The organism is Gammaproteobacteria bacterium (genome assembly GCA_021648145.1).
Classification (GTDB): domain Bacteria; phylum Pseudomonadota; class Gammaproteobacteria; order JAADGQ01; family JAADGQ01; genus S141-38.
In genome coordinates, this window is record JAKITI010000010.1 from 17,485 (window position 1) to 36,833 (window position 19,349).

Sequence of the window (19,349 nt, forward strand, 5' to 3'; positions counted from 1 at the left end):
CAAATTCAATAACTTAAAATATGTTTTTAATTAAAAACATCAGGGTTTAACTCAGACCATTTAATCGTTCGTTGAGGACGATCTTCTCGCAGGTATTTCAGCCCAACAACCCTTTTCTCAATCTCATCATCACCCAAAACCAATGCAATGCGTGCTCCGCATTTATCCGCTTTTTTAAATTGTCTTTTAAAACTACCTCCCCCACAATTCACTCTTAATGTAAGGCGGGGCGAGGCATCTCTCAACTGTTCTGCGATTAATAGTCCTTGCTTAGTTGCGCCATCTCCCATCAATACCATGTAGACATCCACAGAGGCTATCTTTGTTTGGCCAGACTCTTCAAGCAAAGCGATCAAACGCTCTATACCCATGGCAAAACCAACGGCGGGTGTTGCTTTACCACCGAGTTGCTCAACCAGCCCATCATAGCGTCCGCCCGCACACACGGTACCTTGCGCTCCTAAACGAGTCGTGACCCATTCAAAAACTGTTTTCCCATAATAGTCCAGCCCTCGAACCAGACGTGGATTCACTGTATAACTAATTCCAGCACCATTTAAAAACTCTTTTAACTGATCAAAGTGCAAAGTTGATTCACTATCAAGAAAATCAGATAATTTAGGAGCCGCTTCTATTAAGCTTTGCATCTCTCGATTTTTACTATCGAGAATACGTAACGGGTTTGACTCCAAGCGTCGTAAGCTATCATCATCCAGTTGATCTAAATGATCTTTAAAGTAAGTTACTAAGTAGTCACGATATCTGTTTCGCGAGGTCGATGTCCCTAATGAATTAATTTGTAATTCCAGGTCATTCAAACCCAATTCACGCCACAAACGCGCTGTCATCATAATCAATTCAGCATCAATATCGGGGCCATGCATACCAAATGTTTCAACACCAATTTGATAAAACTGGCGATACCGCCCTTTCTGTGGCCGCTCATAACGAAACATCGGCCCCATATACCACAACCGTCGTACTTCATTGTGCAGCAAACCATTCTCCAGACAGGCACGCACACAACCTGCTGTCCCTTCAGGCCGCAATGTCAGACTATCTCCATTACGATCATCAAAGGTATACATCTCTTTCTCTACAATGTCAGTCACTTCACCGATGGTGCGCTTGAACAGGTCTGTTTTTTCAAGAATAGGAAAGCGAATTTCGTCATACGAGTAAGCACAAAGTATACGCCGCATAGACTTTTCTAAACGTTGCCAACTCGGTGTTTGAGCAGGCAAAATATCGTGCATTCCACGCACAGCTTGAACCGTCTTTGACATAAACCTTAAAATTCGTGAGCCAAAAAATTCTGAATTATACCCTAGGAGGCTGTCTGAGAATAGAAGCAGTCTTGTCCAAATATGAAATGAGCCGTGCGACACGAAGTTACACGAAAGAGGCGCGGACGAAATGCATGATATCGTTCTTACAACCACCAATTACTCAATGGCTGCTTTGCGGTACTACCGAGTGAGTGGGCAATTCCTCGGACTGGACCCCTTGTGAAGGAAAGGGGTCAATCTTATTTTACAATATACAAAGCACTTTCTATCAGCTCTCCATTACTACTTATAACGTAACAAAAAAGTATCCCCCCACTGATGCACTACCAACCCTAGTAAAATCATCACGGTGCCCAATATGATCGTCAAATTAACGATCTCGTTATTTACCAGAGCGCCCAGTACCAGTGCAAAAACTGGTGTAATCAAAGTAATCATTGAAATACTGGGCGTACTCAAGTGCTTCAACAAATAATAAAACAAGACAAACCCAAACACTGAACCAATGACACCTAAATAGAGGATCGAAGCAAGCGCACGATCCGGTATTTCCACAGGCCAGCTCACTCCTGTTGCAACCGCTGTCAGTAAATACAGCGGAACAGCAACGATCAATCCACCGGCAACAACACTCAAAGGTGGAATGTCAACATGAGTACGTTTAATTAAAACCATACTTAGACTGTGTAAAACAGTCGATAAAAATACGGCCAACACACCTTTCCATGCTTCTGGATTACTTGGCATACGAGGATCAAACACGATAATTAGCCCCAGCACTCCAATCACCATGCCCACTATTTTTCCAACACGCCAAACATCCTCCTTTAAGAGCAACGCTGAAATAAGCGCGGTGACCATAGGCATTGCTCCATAAATGACAGCAACCAAGCCCGATGAAATAAACTGTGCGCCCCAATAAACACAAATCATGGCACCAAACGTGCCTACGCTTGAGAGCAGGTAAACCTGGCGTGCGGCTGGATGCCATGGAAAACGTACACGCCACAAAGCGATGATCGCCAAACAAAGCACCAATGAAATGACCATGCGTGCAGAAACCCCAAAAAGGTAACCCACTTCCATACTGCTCCATTGAATGGCCAACGGTGTTGTTGACCAGATTAGAACAACGCCGAAATAAGCGGCTGGCACAGACATTTTTTTTCTCCTCTTGAATATAATTTAGTTTTTCAAACAGCCAAAAAAAAGCCGCGGATAGTGACATCTGCGGCTTTTTAAAAATGAATTTTTAGGAACTGATTTTTACGACACTTTCATTTTCTCCAAGCACACAGCGACACATTTTCGTAGCACGGCGACACGCCATGCTCGAATCATCACAATGTAGTTTTTAAAAGTGTGTTTATTCATCGTAATCGTAAAAATTAGTTAAATTTCAGAATCAATAATTTGAACTGACTATCGACCAATGTCAATAGAATTTTTAATTTTCAGCACACAGATCAATTAAATATTGCATCAGCATCGGCACAGGGCGACCTGTCGCGCCTTTTTTCTCACCACTTTTCCAAGCCGTTCCTGCAATATCCAAGTGTGCCCAATGGTATTTTTTGGTAAACCTGGAAAGAAAGCAAGCCGCTGTAATAGTACCCGCATAACGCCCACCAATATTTGCAATATCAGCAAATGGACTTTTCAGCTGCTCTTGGTACTCCTCCCCCATAGGCAGTTCCCATGCGCGATCCCCTGAAGTTTTACCTGCGTTCAATAAGTCATTGATCAAAGGGTTATGATTGCCCAGAAGCCCACTGATATGATGCCCCAGCGAGACAACACAAGCGCCCGTTAAGGTCGCAATATCAATCACAACTGAAGGGTTAAGGCGCTCACAGTATGTCAACGCATCACACAAAATCAAACGCCCCTCAGCATCAGTATTGAGAACTTCAATTGTTGTGCCCGACATACTGGTCACAATATCCCCTGGCCTCGTAGCATGGGCACTCGGCATATTTTCAACCGCCGGCACAACGCCCACAACGTTCAAGGGCAAACCAACTTCAGCCACAGCGGATAACACGCCTAATACGCTAGCGGCTCCGCACATGTCATATTTCATCTCATCCATCGCAGCGGAAGGTTTAATCGAAATACCTCCCGAATCGAAAGTCACACCTTTACCCACCAATACAACGGGAGCATCCCCTTTTTTACCACCACTATAATTCATCACAATAAACTTAGGTGATAAAGCAGAGCCTTTTGACACGGACAATAGCGACCCCATTTTGAGCGCTTCCATCTGCTCTTGTTCTAATACTTCAGTCTGAATAGATGGGTGCGTTTCAGCTAATTTAAGAGCTTGCTCTGCCAGATATTCAGGGGTACAGATATTTCCCGGGAAATTCCCCAGATCTTTAGCCAGGTCAACCCCTTTAGCAATAGCAAGCCCCTCTTTTACTGCTTGTTCAGAATGAGCCAAGTCACGACGACTGGGTACGGACAGAATCAATTTACGAAGAGGGCGACGATCTGTTTTTTTCTCACTTTTAAGGTAATCAAAACGATATAGTGCGCCCCAAGCAGCTTCAACGGCTTGACGAATCTTCCAATGAGTATCGCGCCCTTTCACATTGAGTTCAGTTAAATAGTTGGTGACTTCCATTGCACCAATTTCATTCAATACGACGGTTGTTTTTGCAATCAGTTTTCGATAGACCGCATCATTGAAGTCACGTTCACGACCACAACCAACCAGTAAAACCCGTTCACATAATGTATTGGGCACATTATGCAGCAGTAAAGTGTGACCAAACTTTCCTTCAAGATCACCCCTGCGAATAATACTTGAGAGAAAACCACCCGAGATTTGATCAATCTGCTCAGCAGATGCACACATACGGCGAGGCTCAAAAATACCGACGACAACACACGCGGTGCGCTGTTTTTCGGGGTGACCACTTTTTATTGAAAATTCCATTATTTAAATCCTAACCCATCGTAATGCTGTTAAAATATAGTTTATGGCGCTGTAGTGTACCCATGGTATGTGAGAAATCACAGCGTTAATAACGATACTTTATTAATATTGTTCAAAAAAAACAAATAATCTATATACGAATTTAAAACATTGATACTCAATCGCTATATTATTAAGGAAGTACTCTTCACTCTGACAGCGGTCACTTCTGTTTTATTGCTGTTTTTTATTAGTGATAGCTTGGTGCGTTCACTCGCCAAAGCGGCAGCCGGTATATTGCCGAGTGATATTGTTGTGCAGTTATTAATGCTTTATATCACAGATACCATTGAAGTATTGCTACCTATTTCGCTCTATTTATCCGTCTTGCTTGCATTAGGCCGCTTCTATCAAGATAACGAAATGACAGCACTTGAAGCCTGTGGCGTGAGCACTCTACAAATATCTAAAAGTATTTTCTGGTTTGCACTCTTTGTTGCGCTGCTGACCGCAACATTCTCCTTTTATATTGCACCTTGGGCAGAACGCGGCATTTCACAGCTAAAAAATACAAGTGATACATCCACTCAACTCAGAGCAATTATTCCGGGCCAATTTAAAGAGCTGTCGGGCTGGGCACTTTACGTTGAAAAAATTGAACCCAGCACCAGTCAACTGAAAAATATTTTTGTAGAAGGTACGCATGAAGGTCAACTGCAAATATTGGCCGCCCAGTCAGCCCACGAGCGTACCCTGAAAAAAAGTGGTGACCAGTTTTTAGTTCTGGAGTCAGGTTATCAATATGCAGGGGTACCCGGCACTACTGAATTTACAGTGACAAAATTTCAGGAGCACGGCATACGTATTCATCAAAAAAATGACCCTCCTCCTAATCACAGCTACTCGACTAAAACTCCCTTTGAGCTACTGGCCATCAATAATCCGCGTTCCATCGCTGAATTACAATGGCGTATTTCCATCCCTTTATCGACATTATTACTCGCCCTGCTCGCTATTCCACTCAGTCGTACAACTCCGCGTCAAGGTAAATATTCAAAATTAGTGGTTGGTATTTTACTGTTTATTGTTTACAGCAATCTATTGGTCGTTGCGAAAAGCTGGGTTGAAAAAGGGGATGTTTCTGTCTGGATTGGCCTGTGGTGGGTGCATGGCCTCGTCATATTACTCATCACAATCCTATTTATAAAACAAAACAGCCCCACTTTTCTGAAAATCAGATTCAAGCATCCATCCAAATGAAAGTACCGGTATCATGAAAATATTAGATATATATATTGGTAAAGCAGTCATCCTGAATGTTTCTATGGTCTTGATGGTGTTACTTTCACTCTTTGGTTTGATTGGTTTTATGCGAGAGCTGGAAGATATCGGAAAAGGCAGTTATGAAATCCAGCATGCTGGATTGTTTATCTTTATGTCACTCCCCGGCATTGCTTACATGCTTTTTCCAATGGCAACACTTTTAGGCAGTATTATTGGGTTAGGTGGAATGGCCAACAATAGTGAACTCATTGTCATCCGAGCCGCTGGGGTATCAATTAAACAAATTGTATTTTCTGTGCTTAAAGTCGGTCTGTTGCTCATGATTTTAGCCACAATAATTGGCGAATTTCTCGCACCTATGAGCGAACGCTATGCCATGAACATGCGCACTACAGCTTTGGGAGAGCGTGTCACTACCAATAACGCCAATAACTTTTGGGCTAAAGATGGGCAGACTTTTATCAAAATCAACAATGTTTTCCCCGATGGTGATTTAAGTGGTATACATATTTATAAATTTAATAACCATCATCAACTTCAAACCATCACTCAAGCTAAAAGTGCAAGTTATATAAATCAGGAGTGGTTATTAAAAGATATAAAAGTCAGCACATTGACAAAGCATGGAGTGATTGCCCATAAAAAAACACAAACTGAGTGGAAATCACTGCTTAACCCGCAACTGCTCAGCATTGTAACCGTCAATCCAGAAAATCTATCCGCAACAGGAATTTATAACTATGTAAGTTACCTGAAAAAAAATGGGCTGGATGCCGAACGCTACCAACTCGCTCTTTGGAAAAAAGCAGCTGCGCCACTTAATACGGGTGTCATGCTCCTCCTTTCCATTCCGTTTATTTTTGCTTCATTACGCACCGTTAGTATCGGTCAACGCATTCTTTTTGGTGCGCTTGTTGGCTTGGGCTTTCACCTATTTGGTCAAATATTCAGTTATGCAGGATTACTCAACCACTACCCTCCCGTCATCAGTGCACTTCTGCCGACACTGCTCTTTTTTATTTTATCTATAACCCTGCTGAGGCGAATGCGTTAAAGCCTGATTATTTCCGTGTCGATACATCGGGTTAATAACACTTGAAATAACTTATATAAAGAGAACCACGGATGGATACCACAATCGCTGAGCCACCACCTGTACAACCGTGCGTTGATTCAGAATATGACGACCTCAGCCTTCTTAATGGAGAGGCCGCAATGTTCCATCTATTAGATGGAAATAAAACCATCGGTCTTTTTGAATCAATGGATAGCAAAACTGGTACCATTCTGGTTGCAAACCGAGATAGCCATACCCCACAAAAAATTTCACTAAAAAATATCAGGGTCATTCAATATTCACGACTGTTCCATCAAACCACTGACAACCCGTCAGACTTCAATAAAAAAAAATTCAAGTTAAAATTTTTAGATAACATTAAACTTCAGGGAACCGCTGTTGGGCTCATTGCTTGCCAATATGGGTTGTTATTGCTACAAAGCGAAGGAGCAAACCAATATCGTTATATTTTTGCCCCTTTTGATGCCTTGATGAACTGTAGGATGGATGAAAAAACCGTCTACTCCAACGCCAAACACGACCAACTGCAAGAAGAGACTTCCAGTTCAGAAGAAGACCAACAGCCCGTTGATGAAGTCACATCATCAATAGAGCTGGAATACGCACTCAAACACCAAAACTCACAACCCAATTTAAGATTGGGGGAAGTATTAATTAATGATGAATTGATTACAGAGCAGCAACTCGAAGAAATTCTTGAATTTCAAAAGCAAGATAGCAGTGGGATGCCATTAGGCGAACTTCTGGTTGATAAAGGTATTTTAACTCAAGAAGCAGTTCAAACCGCGCTTGCAAAAAAGCTAGGCATTCCCTTTGTTAATCTCAGGAAGTACGAAATCAGCCCCAAGGTAATCAATCTTGTTCCTAAAAAACTGATTAAACGTTATCGGGTCATTCCTCTTGCGATTTATAATGGCAAACTCGTTATCGCACTTGAAAATCCAATCAATCTTAAAACATCTGCAATTGATGCGCTCAGTTTTCACACTAATATGCTGGTGGAAAGTGTCATGTCGACCGCCACAGACATTGACTGGGCCACGAACTATTACTATGACACCCAAGGGCTGGGCAGCGAGTTCAGTGATGCCTTAACTGAAGACCTTATTTTAGATGATGACGATGATGACTACCTGGAAGAGTCTGCAATCGAATCTGATATTGAAGATAATATTGTCGTCAAACTGATGAATAAAATAGTAATTGATGCATACCAGCAAGGTGCATCTGATATTCACATCGAACCTTATCCTGGCAATAAAAAAACAATCATTCGATTTCGCCGTGATGGCACACTATCCTCATATCTCGAACTGCCGGCTCAATATCGTCAAGCACTGATTTCCAGACTGAAAATCATGTCCAACCTTGATATTTCCGAGAGGCGAAAACCACAGGATGGAAAAATAAATTTTAAAAAATATGGCCCTCTTGATATTGAATTGCGTGTTGCTACTCTACCGACAGCTGGAGGAGTTGAAGATGTCGTACTCAGAATATTAGCCAAAGGGGGCGCCGTTGCTGTCGATAAACTTGGGCTGAGCGAGCGAAACAAAGAAAAAGTCATTGCCAATATCGAAAAACCTTATGGCATGTTTCTTGTTTGCGGCCCAACGGGTTCAGGTAAAACGACCACACTGCATGCACTGCTTGCCCATCTAAATACCGTAGAACGAAAAATATGGACTGCTGAAGATCCTGTAGAAATCACTCAAAAAGGGCTACGTCAGGTACAAGTACAACCCAAAATTAATTTCACCTTTGCCGCAGCTATGCGGGCTTTTTTACGTGCAGACCCTGACATTATTATGGTCGGTGAGATGCGTGATAAAGAGACTGCAGGGACGGGTATTGAAGCTTCGTTGACAGGCCATTTACTTTTCTCAACCTTGCATACAAATAGTGCCCCTGAAAGCATCATCCGATTACTGGATATGGGCATGGATCCCTTTAATTTTTCAGATGCCCTGCTCGGAATTCTTGCCCAGCGACTGGCAAAAACACTTTGTAGTCATTGTAAAGAAGAGTATACATGTAGTGATCATGAGTTGATGGGGCTTGCTCATGAATATTGTGATGAGCTTATTAGCGAAGATACAGATGCAGAAAAAATTTATGCTGAAATATTAAAAGAGTGGCATGAAATATATGCAAATGACGAAAATAAAATAACCCTGTGTAAGCCTGTGGGATGCGAAAAATGCAATAACACCGGATACAGCGGACGGCTCGCTCTTCATGAATTTCTGGAGGCATCAGATGAAATTAAACGACTTATTCTCGAACGCTCTCGTGTTCAGGTTATACTCCAAGCCGCCCTTGCTGCAGGGATGCGAACCCTAAAGCAAGATGGCATTGAAAAGGTCATGCAAGGGTTTACTGATATGGTACAGATACGAGCCGTTTGTATTAAATAATAGAGACAAGGCAAAGCATGCCTTGTCTCTACTTTAATTCAGCATGTATTTTCGACAATACCTGATAGGCCTCAGCAGAGTGATCACGCTGGTTTTTTGAGCCAATCATTGTGACTAATATTTTTACACCCCGATCTTCTACACTCAACTGTTTCGAAGTACCTTGTAATTGCAAGGTATATAAGCCTTTTGCCTTGCTTTCATTTTTTATCGAAAACCCCTGTGCTTTCAGAACATCTCCAATCAACAGCCAAGCGGTCGCATAATCCAGATTCAGTACCATAATCAACCCACCATCTCGCTCCCAGATCAGAGCAGATTTTCCAGCGGAAACATCATCTGTTTGTGTTGTCATTTCCACACCATCAGCCACTTCAGGAGCCATTAGATTGGGTGGAATTTCGAGCGGGGGTAACGTACGCGCATCTTTATAAAGTGTTTTATCAACAGAGCTGCATGCTGATAACAAAATCAGACTCAGGCTCAAAGCAACTGTTTGCAAATAAAACCACTTTTTATTACTGTTCATAATCAACTCCAGACTGGATCAATGCTTGATGAATTGTTGCGTGATATTGTTCAGATAGAACAGTCATCGGTAAACGAATACCTTCTGTAATCAGTCCCATTTCATATAAGGCCCATTTCACTGGAATCGGGTTTGATTCAACAAACAAATCACGGTGCAATGCCCCTAAACGCTCATTAAGCAAACGTGCAGCAGAGCGATTGCCTTGTAATGCAAAACCACACATTTCATGCATCAATTTTGGAGCCACGTTAGCCGTCACTGAGATGACACCTTTAGCACCACCCAGCATCAACTCCATTGCAGTGGCATCATCACCACTATAGATATCCAGAGCCTGGCCACAACGCGCCAAAATATCACGGCTTCGTTCAATATCTCCCGTCGCTTCCTTGATACCAATAATATTTGGAATTACTGATAACCGTTCTACTGTTTCAGGCAACAGATCACATGCAGTGCGCCCCGGCACATTATAGAGAATTTGTGGTATCGCCGCTGCCTCAGCGACCTCTTTATAATGCAGAAACAAACCTTCTTGAGTAGGTTTATTATAATAGGGTGTGACTAATAAGCAGGCATCCGCCCCCACCTTCATCGCACCAATCGTTAGTTCAATGGCTTCCTGAGTTGCATTAGAACCCGTACCGGCAATCACTGGAATACGTCCATTGACCTTCGTTACAACATCACGAATGACTTCGCAATGCTCTTTTATTCCAAAAGTTGCAGACTCTCCCGTAGTCCCCATCGCAACAATCGCATCCGTTCCTTGTTCGATATGATACTCAATCAACTCATCTAATGCCGTTCGATCCAGTGTTCCATCAGGGAACATTGGTGTCACCAGCGCAACCATACTGCCATGAAACATATTTTATATTCTCCCCATTCAATTCAACCGCTCATGGTACTTGTGACATTCACGGATAACAAGGTATTAACTCGTATTTATCACAGCACCCTCTGGAATAGATCCTTATACTAACAAGACCTTTACACGAAAAATATTTTTCCTACAAAGGTTTCTAACTCTATTTGTGATGGTATGATCAAGCACATTATATTTTAAAACGATCACTAAAATAAAATGCAAAATGTTATTAACCGCTGGATCAGTAAATACTTATCCGACCCTGAAGCGATCTTCCTCGGGTTATTGCTCATCATTGGTTTTGGCATTGTTATCTTCATTGGAGATATGCTGGCGCCCTTGCTGATTAGCATCGTACTGGCTTATTTTCTGGAAGGGCTGATAAAGGTTCTGGAAAAACACAAAATCTCACGTATGAGTGCAATACTTCTGACCTACATTCCGTCATTCGTTTTTTTGGCATTTTTATTCCTTGCTGTACTGCCCATGCTATTAAGCCAAATCAATCAATTAGCCCAAGCATTACCCGACATGATCCTCAAAGGCCAGGATGCTCTGCTCAAACTGCCAGAACTTTACCCTGAGTTTGTATCGCAGCAACAGATTTCCGAACTTCTGAAAACAATTAAAACATTCGCCGGCTCTTTCGCTCAAAACCTGCTCTCCATGTCACTTTCATCAATTGCCGTTATATTCACTATTCTTATTTATCTCATTCTTATCCCTGTACTGGTTTTCTTTTTACTTAAAGATAAAGAACAAATTATAGACTGGTTTCAAGGGTTTTTACCCCAAAAACGCCTAGTCGCGACTCAAGTCTGGCATGAGATGGATCAACAGATCGGAAACTATGTACGTGGCAAATTTCTGGAGATCATTGTTGTTGGCGTCACCACTTATATTGCTTTTGCTCTTATGGGCTTAAACTTTTCGGTACTTTTAGCCTCATTAGTTGGGTTATCGGTCATCATTCCTTATATTGGTGCAGTTGCTGTCACGTTTCCTGTGGTATTAATTGCCTACTTTCAATGGGGATGGAGCTCTGAACTAGCCTATTTGGTTACAATCTACCTGATCATTCAAGGTTTGGATGGAAACGTACTAGTTCCCCTGCTCTTCTCTGAAGCGGTTAATTTGCACCCAGTCGCCATCATTGTTGCAGTACTATTTTTTGGTGGGATCTGGGGGGTATGGGGTGTGTTTTTTGCAATTCCGTTAGCAACATTAGTAAAAGCCGTTATTAATGCCTGGCCTAGAACAGATGTTGAATGCGAAAATAGAGAGCTGCCTAAACCATAACAATCGGTATACGACGATGCGTCCAAAAAATGAGTAGATCTTCCAGCAACATCTGCGGATTACATGATGTTTCACAAAGACGTATCGTTTCACAGAGCTGGTCATAAAATCTGAATAGAGGCTTCAAATCCCATAAGTGTGCTACCTTTTCCAATCGACCACGAACGTCTGAATTTACGATATTGGATAGATTTTCACTGCTTTTCAAGCGCAATAAGTCTTCCACCCAGCGTCGTAACCAGTAGAGAGAATCACTCATACCCACCTTTAACCATGCTTCAGCGATAGACACTGGATCATTTTGGCCTCTAATCAACCCTTCAAGGTCACTCAACATTTTATCTCGATGTTTCAAAAGGTCATTATCTGCTAATTTCTTAGCCTCAAATGGTGCACCATCAGCCAGTGAAAGCAATAATTCCAAGTGATCTTTCGGTGAGTCAATATGTGTTTTCAACCACTGAACGCCCACATCCATCGTGGGTTTATGAAGCACAATATTCTGACAACGGCTGCGAATTGTAGCCGGTAACATTGCAGGACGGCTCGTCACTAAAACCAATAACGAATGCGCCGGAGGTTCTTCCAATGTTTTGAGCAGACTGTTTGATGAAGCAATATTCATCTGCTCTGCCGGTGAAATCACAGCCACTTTATTGCCACTTAATTGTGCTTTAAGTAACACATACTGATTAAGTGCTCTGATCTGATCAATACTAATCACTTTCCCTGTTTCAACAGGGTTTATATTTTTAACATCCGGATGACTTCCAGCTTCAATTAATTGGCAACTCCGGCACTGCTGACAGGCAAACCCATTTTTATTGAGTGCATCACAACATACGGCTTTCATCAGCACCTGAGCCAATCGTTGTTTGCCAATGCCTTTCTGGCCACTCAAAAGCAATGCATGCGGTAATGTTCCGCTGCGCTGGCGCTGAATCAGATTGTTAAATGAAGGCATTAACCAGGAAGGAAGCTCGCCAGGATAGTCTCCGGCACTCATTTAAAAAAGTTATCCAGACAGGTTTTAATTTGGGATTGTACTTTTTTTAATGGGCATGTTGCATCAATCACACGGAAGCGCTGTGGCAGTTTTTTTGCTCGTTCAAGATAAGTATTACGCACACGTTCAAAAAAATCAGACTTCTCTTTTTCAAAACGATCCAGCTCGCCTCGTTTGCCAACGCGTTGCAAGCCTAACGATACAGGCGCATCCAATAACAGAGTCAGCTCAGGACGGAAATCCCCTTGCACCCAATTTTCCAGCTGAGCAATTCGCTCCATTGAAATACCACGCCCTCCACCCTGATAAGCATAAGTCGCATCGGTGAAACGATCAGAAATAACCCACTCACCGCGCTTTAGTGCGGGGTGAATCACTTTATGCAAGTGCTCGGCTCGCGCTGCAAACATCAACAGTAATTCAGCATCATCCGCCATATCATCTTGCCGATGACTCAAAAGCAGCTCTCTCACCTGTTCAGCCAGTTTTGAGCCACCCGGCTCACGAGTCACAGTGACTTTTAGCTGCTTAGCTTTCAGGTACTCCTGAATAAAATTAATATTGGTGGTCTTCCCCACCCCTTCGCTGCCTTCAATCGTAATAAAATGACCCGACATCAATATGGATTCCTGCTATCTTTTTAATTGGTATTGAGTGACGGCTTTGTTGTGCTCTTCCAGTGTTTCTGAAAAATAGTGTGAACCATCACCTTTGGATACAAAATAAAGTGTTTTTCCTTTCAGAGGATGCATCACCGCATCAATCGCTGCACCGCCAGGCAGTGCAATTGGAGTTGGAGGCAATGCCGGGATGCGATAGGTATTATAAGACGTATGCTCAAGCAAGTCGCGCCGCCTGATATTTCCATCGTAACGATCGCCCATTCCATAAATCACAGTAGGATCTGTTTGCAAACGCATTTTTTTATTTAATCGACGAATAAATACACCGGCTATTTGTCCTTGCTCACTCCTTAGCCCCGTCTCTTTCTCTACGATTGAAGCCAAAATTAATGCTTCATAACTATTTTTCAATGGTAAGTTTTTTTCACGCGTTGACCACGACTCTTCAAGGTATTTTTGCATCATTCTGTATGACCTTCGCAAAATATCAACATCACTCATGCCGCGTGTAAAATGATAAGTATCGGGATAAAAACGCCCTTCGGGATGTTCACCCGTTCGACCTATTTCGGTCATAATCTGCTCATCTGTCTTACCCATTAAATGATGAACCAGATTTTCGTTCGCATGAATAGCAGACAGTGCTTGACGAAAGGTCAGCCCTTCTATCAGTGTAACTCCATAATGAATCACCTTTCCATCGACAATTTGTCTTAAAAATTGTGGTGGAGTCGTACCGGCTACAACCTCATACTCTCCCGTTTTAATTTGATGAGCAACACCCTGCCAACGAGCCAATGCAATAAAATAGTATGGGTGAGAGATCAGTTCCAATTCGACCAGAGAATTGGCCACTTGCTTTATATTGGCACCGGGTTTCAGTTCATATGAGATGTTATCAAGAGAAATTTTTAGAGGTGTTTCATAAAACTTTTTAAAATCAATGGCAAGAACTGCTAGTGCAACCCCTAATAATACAACAATAAACAGTATGAACTTGGATAGAATTTTCACAGATCAATGCCACTATGTGCTAATTGTTGCTCTAAAGAGACCATCAGTTTTTTTGTTAAAAAAAACTTGGAATAAATTATTTGCCCTGCTGATTTTACAGGCCAGATACCAATAATGCTATTACATAAAAATAGTTCATCAGCCTTCTTTAAAACTTCTTGGCTGACCGCAGCAACATGAACCTGAAGACCTGATTTTTTTGCAATATTAATAATTGCACCACGCATCACACCTTCAACACCGCACATGGATAAATCAGGTGTTATTAACTGGTTATTTTTAACGACAAACAGATTTGTTCGCGTACCTTCAATCACGTTACCTTGTTGGTCAAGCATCAACCCTTCTTGCACTTCGGGTTCACACCACTCACGACTGGCCATCACTTGCTCGAGACGGTTTAGATGCTTTATGCCCGCCAGCACAGGATTACTTCCTAAACCTGTTTTGCATAACTCAACATGAACACCTTCCTGCCAATAAGAATCAGAAAAAGAAGGCCAGGGGTAGTGCAATAAAATTCGTGTAACAGAGGGAGTCTCTGGAGAATGGTAACCACGCCCACCCACGCCTCGGGTCAGTATGATTTTGAGTATTGCCTGGCTATTATTAGCATCATCAGAAAGCAGACGGGCTGCTTCGGCATGGAGTAATTCTGGGTCAATCGCAGGCAAGCTAAGACGTTCACAGCCTTCAAGAAAACGCTGCATATGTTGATGCCACAACTGTAATTTACCATTTTTTACCGCAATGGTTTCAAACAAACCATCGCCATAATGAAGCCCTCGATCCAAAGAGCTTATGGCATTCGCTTCAACACCGTTGATCAACATATTTAAAATAGAGCAATTCTAAAAGTGTTGAGTATACTGTTTATTAATTAAACAATCTCTTAGATGCAATTTTCCCGTCATCTTGCATCAATCCCAAACCTAGAAAGCAGTCGTCTTCAGCATAGAGCCTGATCAAACCTTCCGTAGGTGAATTAGGAACAAAAACAGGCTGTCCTTGGCGCAGCTGCAACACTGTTGCAGGTGAAAGATTAAGCATCGGCCATTGTGAAACACCGTGGTCGATAGGTAATAATAGTGCGTCCAGAGCTTCAAAATCGCCACTCTCTTTTATCTCTCCAAGAGTCTCTAGAGAGTACATATTGCCATCAAAAGGCCCAACTTTTAGGCGACGTAAATAGGTGACATGTCCACCACCACAACCTAATGCGGCGCTGATATCTTCCGCCAGTGTTCGCACATAAGTTCCTTTAGAGCAGTGAACATCAAGCTCTAATGAATCACCTTCAAAACTTAACAGCTCTAATGAAATAATATTCAGCGTACGCGCTTCACGCTCCACTTCAATACCTTGACGAGCAAGCTTATAAAGTGGCTGCCCTTTTTGTTTGAGTGCCGAGTACATTGGAGGGATTTGCTGGATTTCACCCGTAAAATCATTCAAAATTTTTTTAAGTAATGAGTCACTGATTTCGGGCACAGGCCAACGCTCTATTACTTCACCTTCAGCATCACCTGATGCTGTTTTTTCACCCAACTTGATCACCACACGATAATACTTGTCTGAATCCAGCAAAAATTGGGAAATTTTTGTTGCTTCACCAAAGCAAAGAGGCAACATACCACTGGCTAATGGATCAAGACTGCCGGTATGACCTGCTTTTTGAGCACCATATAAATTTTTAGCACTCTGCAGTGCTGCATTTGATGAGACACCTAACGGCTTGTCACAAAGAAGAATACCATTCACTTTCCGACCTTTGGCTCTTCGGCGCTGGCTCACTTTTTTTCCTCACCACTGTTCGGTGATGAATTTTCCAGATCCATCGCCTGATCAATCAATGCAGACAATTTAACACCTCGTTCAATGCTGACATCATAGAAAAAACGCAACTCTGGCACATGTCTCATTGTAATATTTTTTGCCAGCTCACTGCGCAAAAAACCTGATGTTTTATTAAGTATTTCAATGCGATCTTTAATCTCACCTTCACCACCGAGTAGCGTCACAAATACTTTTGCGATACTCAATTTTCGAGACACATCAACGGCGGAAACAGTCACCATACCTAAACGTGGGTCTTTGATTTCACGAGGAATAACTTGAGAAAGAACACGTTGAATCTGTTCTTCGACACGCTGAGAACGCGTATATTCTTTTGGCATTGTTGAGCTACAATTTTATATGAAATAATAAAAAATTCCTGCACAAAAAATGTGCAGGAATTATATGAGATATTTTTAATTTAAAGGGTGCTATCCGTCAAATGTACGAGCAACTTCTATCTGCTCAAATACTTCAATAACATCACCACTTTGAACATCATTATAATTCTTCACGGCAATGCCACATTCAGTACCTGCACGAACTTCATTGACATCATCTTTAAAGCGGCGTAACGATTCAAGCTCACCTTCATAAATAACAACGTTATCACGTAATACACGAATCGGATTGTTTTTCTTAACGACACCATCAACAACCAGACAACCTGCAACCGCACCAAACTTGGGAGAGCGGAAAACATCCCGAACTTCTGCGTTACCAACAATTTGCTCACGCACTTCAGGCGTTAACATACCTGATATTGCCATCTTCACGTCATCAATTACGTCATAAATCACACTGTAATAACGTAAACTAATGTCATTCTCTTCAACTAATCGTTTTGCTGAAGCATCAGCACGCACGTTAAAGCCAATCAAAATTGCTTTTGATGCAACAGCCAGATTGACATCTGACTCATTGATTCCACCCACACCATCGGCCACAATATTTACTTTAACTTCTTCATGGATCAGCTTAGTTAAAGATTGAGTCAATGCTTCAGCGCTTCCTTGAACGTCTGTTTTAATCAGAAGATTCAAGACCTGAACTTCACCCGCTTTACCAAAACTGTTATAAATCTCATCCAGCTTGGCTGACTGCTGACGAGCGAGCCGTGCATCACGCTGTTTGTGTTGGCGTTGCTCTGCAATTTCACGGATTTTACGTTCATCTTCCAGCACAATCATGTCGTCACCTGCATTGGGTGCACCGGAAAGACCAAGAATAACAACTGGAATTGAAGGCCCTGCTTTTTTGACCACTTTACCATTCGCATCAAGCATTGCACGCACCCGACCAAACTCTTGGCCAGATAACACCATATCACCACGCTTTAAGGTGCCTGCTTGAACCAATACAGTCGCTACTGGGCCGCGCCCTTTATCAAGGGCAGATTCAATAACAATGCCACGAGCAGGTGCATCCTTAACAGCGCTCAATTCAAGCATTTCAGCCTGCATAGAAATGCCATCTAGTAATTCATCAACACCATCACCTTTTAAGGCAGAAACATTAACAAACATGGTGTCACCACCCCATGACTCGGGAATGACATCTTTTGCTGCCAAGTCAGACATAACACGTTCTGGATCAGCATCAGGTTTATCAATTTTATTAACTGCAACAATGAGCGTTACTTCAGCAGCACGTGCATGTTGAATCGCCTCCAGTGTCTGAGGCATTAAACTGTCATCAGCAGCCACCACAAGCACAACAATATCGGTCACTTTTGCGCCACGAGCACGCATTGCAGTAAATGCCGCATGCCCTGGGGTATCAAGAAAAGTAATATTTCCCTTGTTGGTTTCAACATTATAAGCACCGATATGCTGAGTAATGCCGCCAGCTTCACTTGAAGCCACCCGAGTACGACGGATGTAGTCAAGCAGCGTTGTTTTACCATGATCGACATGCCCCATAATGGTGACAACAGGTGCACGAACGACTTTCTCACCTTCCAGTGCTTCAATCTGAGCGATGGACTCTTCCAATGCATCCGATTGTGTTGCTTTCGCTTTATGCCCCATCTCTTCGACAACCAAAGTCGCCGTATCCTGGTCAAGCATCTGGTTAATCGTTACCATACTGCCCATTTTCATCATGGTCTTGATAACTTCAGCTGCTTTCACTGCCATTCGCCCAGCCAACTCAGCGACTGTAATGGTTTCAGGAATGCTCACATCACGAACAACAGGAGCCGTTGGCTTTTCAAAACCATGCAAAGCATTTTCATCTTTAACTATTGCTCGCCCAGCAGAACCTTTAACTTTTCTCTTACGTCGTCCAGATTTACCTGTCGCTACATGAAGCTCTGAACGCCCATATCTAGAGCCCGCTTTCTCTTTATTTTTATTACGGAACTGCGTTGGTTTTTTGTCCGCTGTTTCGGCAGGTCTGGTTCGTGGCTTGTCGTTTCCCCCTGCTTGTTTTTCTTGAATTTTTTCAGCTGCTTTTTTAGCTTTCTCTGCCTCTTGTTTTACCTTTTCTTCAGCTGCCCGCTTTATCTTATCAGCCGCACGCAGCTTTCTTTCCTCTACTTCATTTATCTTAGCTTTTTGCGCATATTTTAATCTTTCACTTTCCAAGCGTACTTTTTCACGCATGGTTAAAGGTGCTTTTTTCTTTTCTATTTTTTCAGGAACAGGAGTTGTTTCAGGTTTTGGCTCAACAACCTTATCCGCTTCAACTAAAGCTTTTTCAACTTTAGGTTGCACTTCAACTTTTTGTGCAGTCTCTATTTTAGATTTTGACTCAGTAAGAGCCTCTGTGACTTCTTCCTGTTTTTCTTTTATTTCAGGCTTGGGTGGAGGAGGGTTAGGAATTAAAGGCGCTTTCGATTTTGGTATCGTTTTACTTTCAACCGGGAGTTCTTCACGTTTAATATAAGTACGTTTTTTACGCACTTCAACGCTCACTGAGTTTGTCTTTCCTTGTGAGTTTTTTTGCTTTAAAGAGTCTTGGGTTTTACGACGCAGTGTGATTTTCTTACCACTTAAACTCTTTTTCTGGCCATGACTACCACGTAAAAACTCCAACAATTTCTGTTTTTCTTCATCAGAAATCATATCGTTTTCAACTTTTTCAGGTAAACCTGCTTCGCCGAGCTGCGTGAGTAAACGAGCGACGGGGATACCTACAATATCCGCAAACTGCTTTACTTTAACTTCAGACATT

Annotated in this window: 16 protein-coding genes; 4 read left to right on the top strand and 12 right to left on the bottom strand. The window is 42.3% G+C overall.

Going from position 1 to position 19,349, the window contains the following annotated elements:
* Positions 1-26 precede the first annotated feature (26 nt).
* The 3 genes from hisS to L3J70_07740 all read right to left on the bottom strand — a co-directional run bounded on the left by hisS (position 27) and on the right by L3J70_07740 (position 4,233).
* Positions 27-1,286, bottom strand: a complete 1,260-nt coding sequence (hisS, locus tag L3J70_07730; GenBank protein MCF6236245.1) for a histidine--tRNA ligase — start codon at positions 1,284-1,286, stop codon at positions 27-29.
* Positions 1,287-1,571: 285 nt separating this feature from the next.
* Positions 1,572-2,450: a DMT family transporter gene (locus L3J70_07735; protein MCF6236246.1), complete on the bottom strand. Its 879-nt coding sequence runs from the start codon at positions 2,448-2,450 to the stop codon at positions 1,572-1,574.
* 286 nt (positions 2,451-2,736) lie between these two features.
* Positions 2,737-4,233, bottom strand: a complete 1,497-nt coding sequence (locus tag L3J70_07740) for a leucyl aminopeptidase (GenBank protein MCF6236247.1) — start codon at positions 4,231-4,233, stop codon at positions 2,737-2,739.
* A 150-nt stretch (positions 4,234-4,383) separates the two neighbouring features.
* Here L3J70_07740 and lptF point away from each other — a divergent pair, with 150 nt between their 5' ends.
* The 3 genes from lptF (at position 4,384) to tadA (ending at position 8,991) form a co-directional block, all read left to right on the top strand.
* The gene (gene lptF, locus L3J70_07745) at positions 4,384-5,472 is read left to right on the top strand and encodes an LPS export ABC transporter permease LptF (GenBank protein ID MCF6236248.1); all 1,089 of its coding nucleotides are present in this window, start codon (positions 4,384-4,386) and stop codon (positions 5,470-5,472) included.
* A gap of 13 nt (positions 5,473-5,485) precedes the next feature.
* The gene (lptG, locus tag L3J70_07750) at positions 5,486-6,550 is read left to right on the top strand and encodes an LPS export ABC transporter permease LptG (protein MCF6236249.1); all 1,065 of its coding nucleotides are present in this window, start codon (positions 5,486-5,488) and stop codon (positions 6,548-6,550) included.
* 611 nt (positions 6,551-7,161) lie between these two features.
* Positions 7,162-8,991, top strand: coding sequence for a Flp pilus assembly complex ATPase component TadA (tadA, locus tag L3J70_07755; GenBank protein ID MCF6236250.1), 1,830 nt, complete (start codon positions 7,162-7,164; stop codon positions 8,989-8,991).
* 28 nt (positions 8,992-9,019) lie between these two features.
* On the opposite strand, the gene bamC is transcribed toward tadA, so the two are convergent.
* Together bamC and dapA are read right to left on the bottom strand one after the other, a co-directional pair.
* Entirely contained in the window at positions 9,020-9,520 is a 501-nt protein-coding gene (bamC, locus tag L3J70_07760) for an outer membrane protein assembly factor BamC (GenBank protein MCF6236251.1), read from the bottom strand.
* Complete coding sequence (gene dapA, locus L3J70_07765) at positions 9,510-10,394, bottom strand: 4-hydroxy-tetrahydrodipicolinate synthase (GenBank protein ID MCF6236252.1); 885 nt, start codon at positions 10,392-10,394, stop codon at positions 9,510-9,512. The genes bamC and dapA overlap by 11 nt, the downstream gene beginning before the upstream one ends.
* 216 nt (positions 10,395-10,610) lie before the next feature.
* On the opposite strand from dapA, the gene L3J70_07770 reads away from it, so the two are divergent.
* On the top strand, positions 10,611-11,693 hold the full coding sequence (locus L3J70_07770; protein MCF6236253.1) for an AI-2E family transporter: 1,083 nt from the start codon (positions 10,611-10,613) through the stop codon (positions 11,691-11,693).
* Here L3J70_07770 and L3J70_07775 read toward each other — a convergent pair.
* The 7 genes from L3J70_07775 to infB all read right to left on the bottom strand — a co-directional run bounded on the left by L3J70_07775 (position 11,683) and on the right by infB (position 19,348).
* On the bottom strand, positions 11,683-12,699 hold the full coding sequence (locus tag L3J70_07775) for a DNA polymerase III subunit delta' (GenBank protein ID MCF6236254.1): 1,017 nt from the start codon (positions 12,697-12,699) through the stop codon (positions 11,683-11,685). The two genes, L3J70_07770 and L3J70_07775, sit on opposite strands and share 11 nt — an antisense overlap.
* Positions 12,696-13,316: a dTMP kinase gene (tmk, locus tag L3J70_07780; protein ID MCF6236255.1), complete on the bottom strand. Its 621-nt coding sequence runs from the start codon at positions 13,314-13,316 to the stop codon at positions 12,696-12,698. Before tmk ends, L3J70_07775 begins: the two co-directional genes overlap by 4 nt.
* Positions 13,317-13,331: 15 nt before the next feature.
* A complete protein-coding gene (gene mltG / locus L3J70_07785) occupies positions 13,332-14,330 on the bottom strand; it encodes an endolytic transglycosylase MltG (protein ID MCF6236256.1) in 999 nt (332 codons plus the stop codon).
* A gap of 2 nt (positions 14,331-14,332) precedes the next feature.
* A complete protein-coding gene (gene pabC / locus L3J70_07790; protein ID MCF6236257.1) occupies positions 14,333-15,169 on the bottom strand; it encodes an aminodeoxychorismate lyase in 837 nt (278 codons plus the stop codon).
* A gap of 43 nt (positions 15,170-15,212) precedes the next feature.
* A complete protein-coding gene (gene truB, locus L3J70_07795; GenBank protein ID MCF6236258.1) occupies positions 15,213-16,130 on the bottom strand; it encodes a tRNA pseudouridine(55) synthase TruB in 918 nt (305 codons plus the stop codon).
* Positions 16,127-16,513, bottom strand: a complete 387-nt coding sequence (gene rbfA, locus L3J70_07800; GenBank protein MCF6236259.1) for a 30S ribosome-binding factor RbfA — start codon at positions 16,511-16,513, stop codon at positions 16,127-16,129. The genes truB and rbfA overlap by 4 nt, the downstream gene beginning before the upstream one ends.
* Before the next feature lie 90 nt (positions 16,514-16,603).
* Positions 16,604-19,348, bottom strand: a complete 2,745-nt coding sequence (gene infB, locus L3J70_07805) for a translation initiation factor IF-2 (protein ID MCF6236260.1) — start codon at positions 19,346-19,348, stop codon at positions 16,604-16,606.
* Position 19,349: the final 1 nt, after the last annotated feature.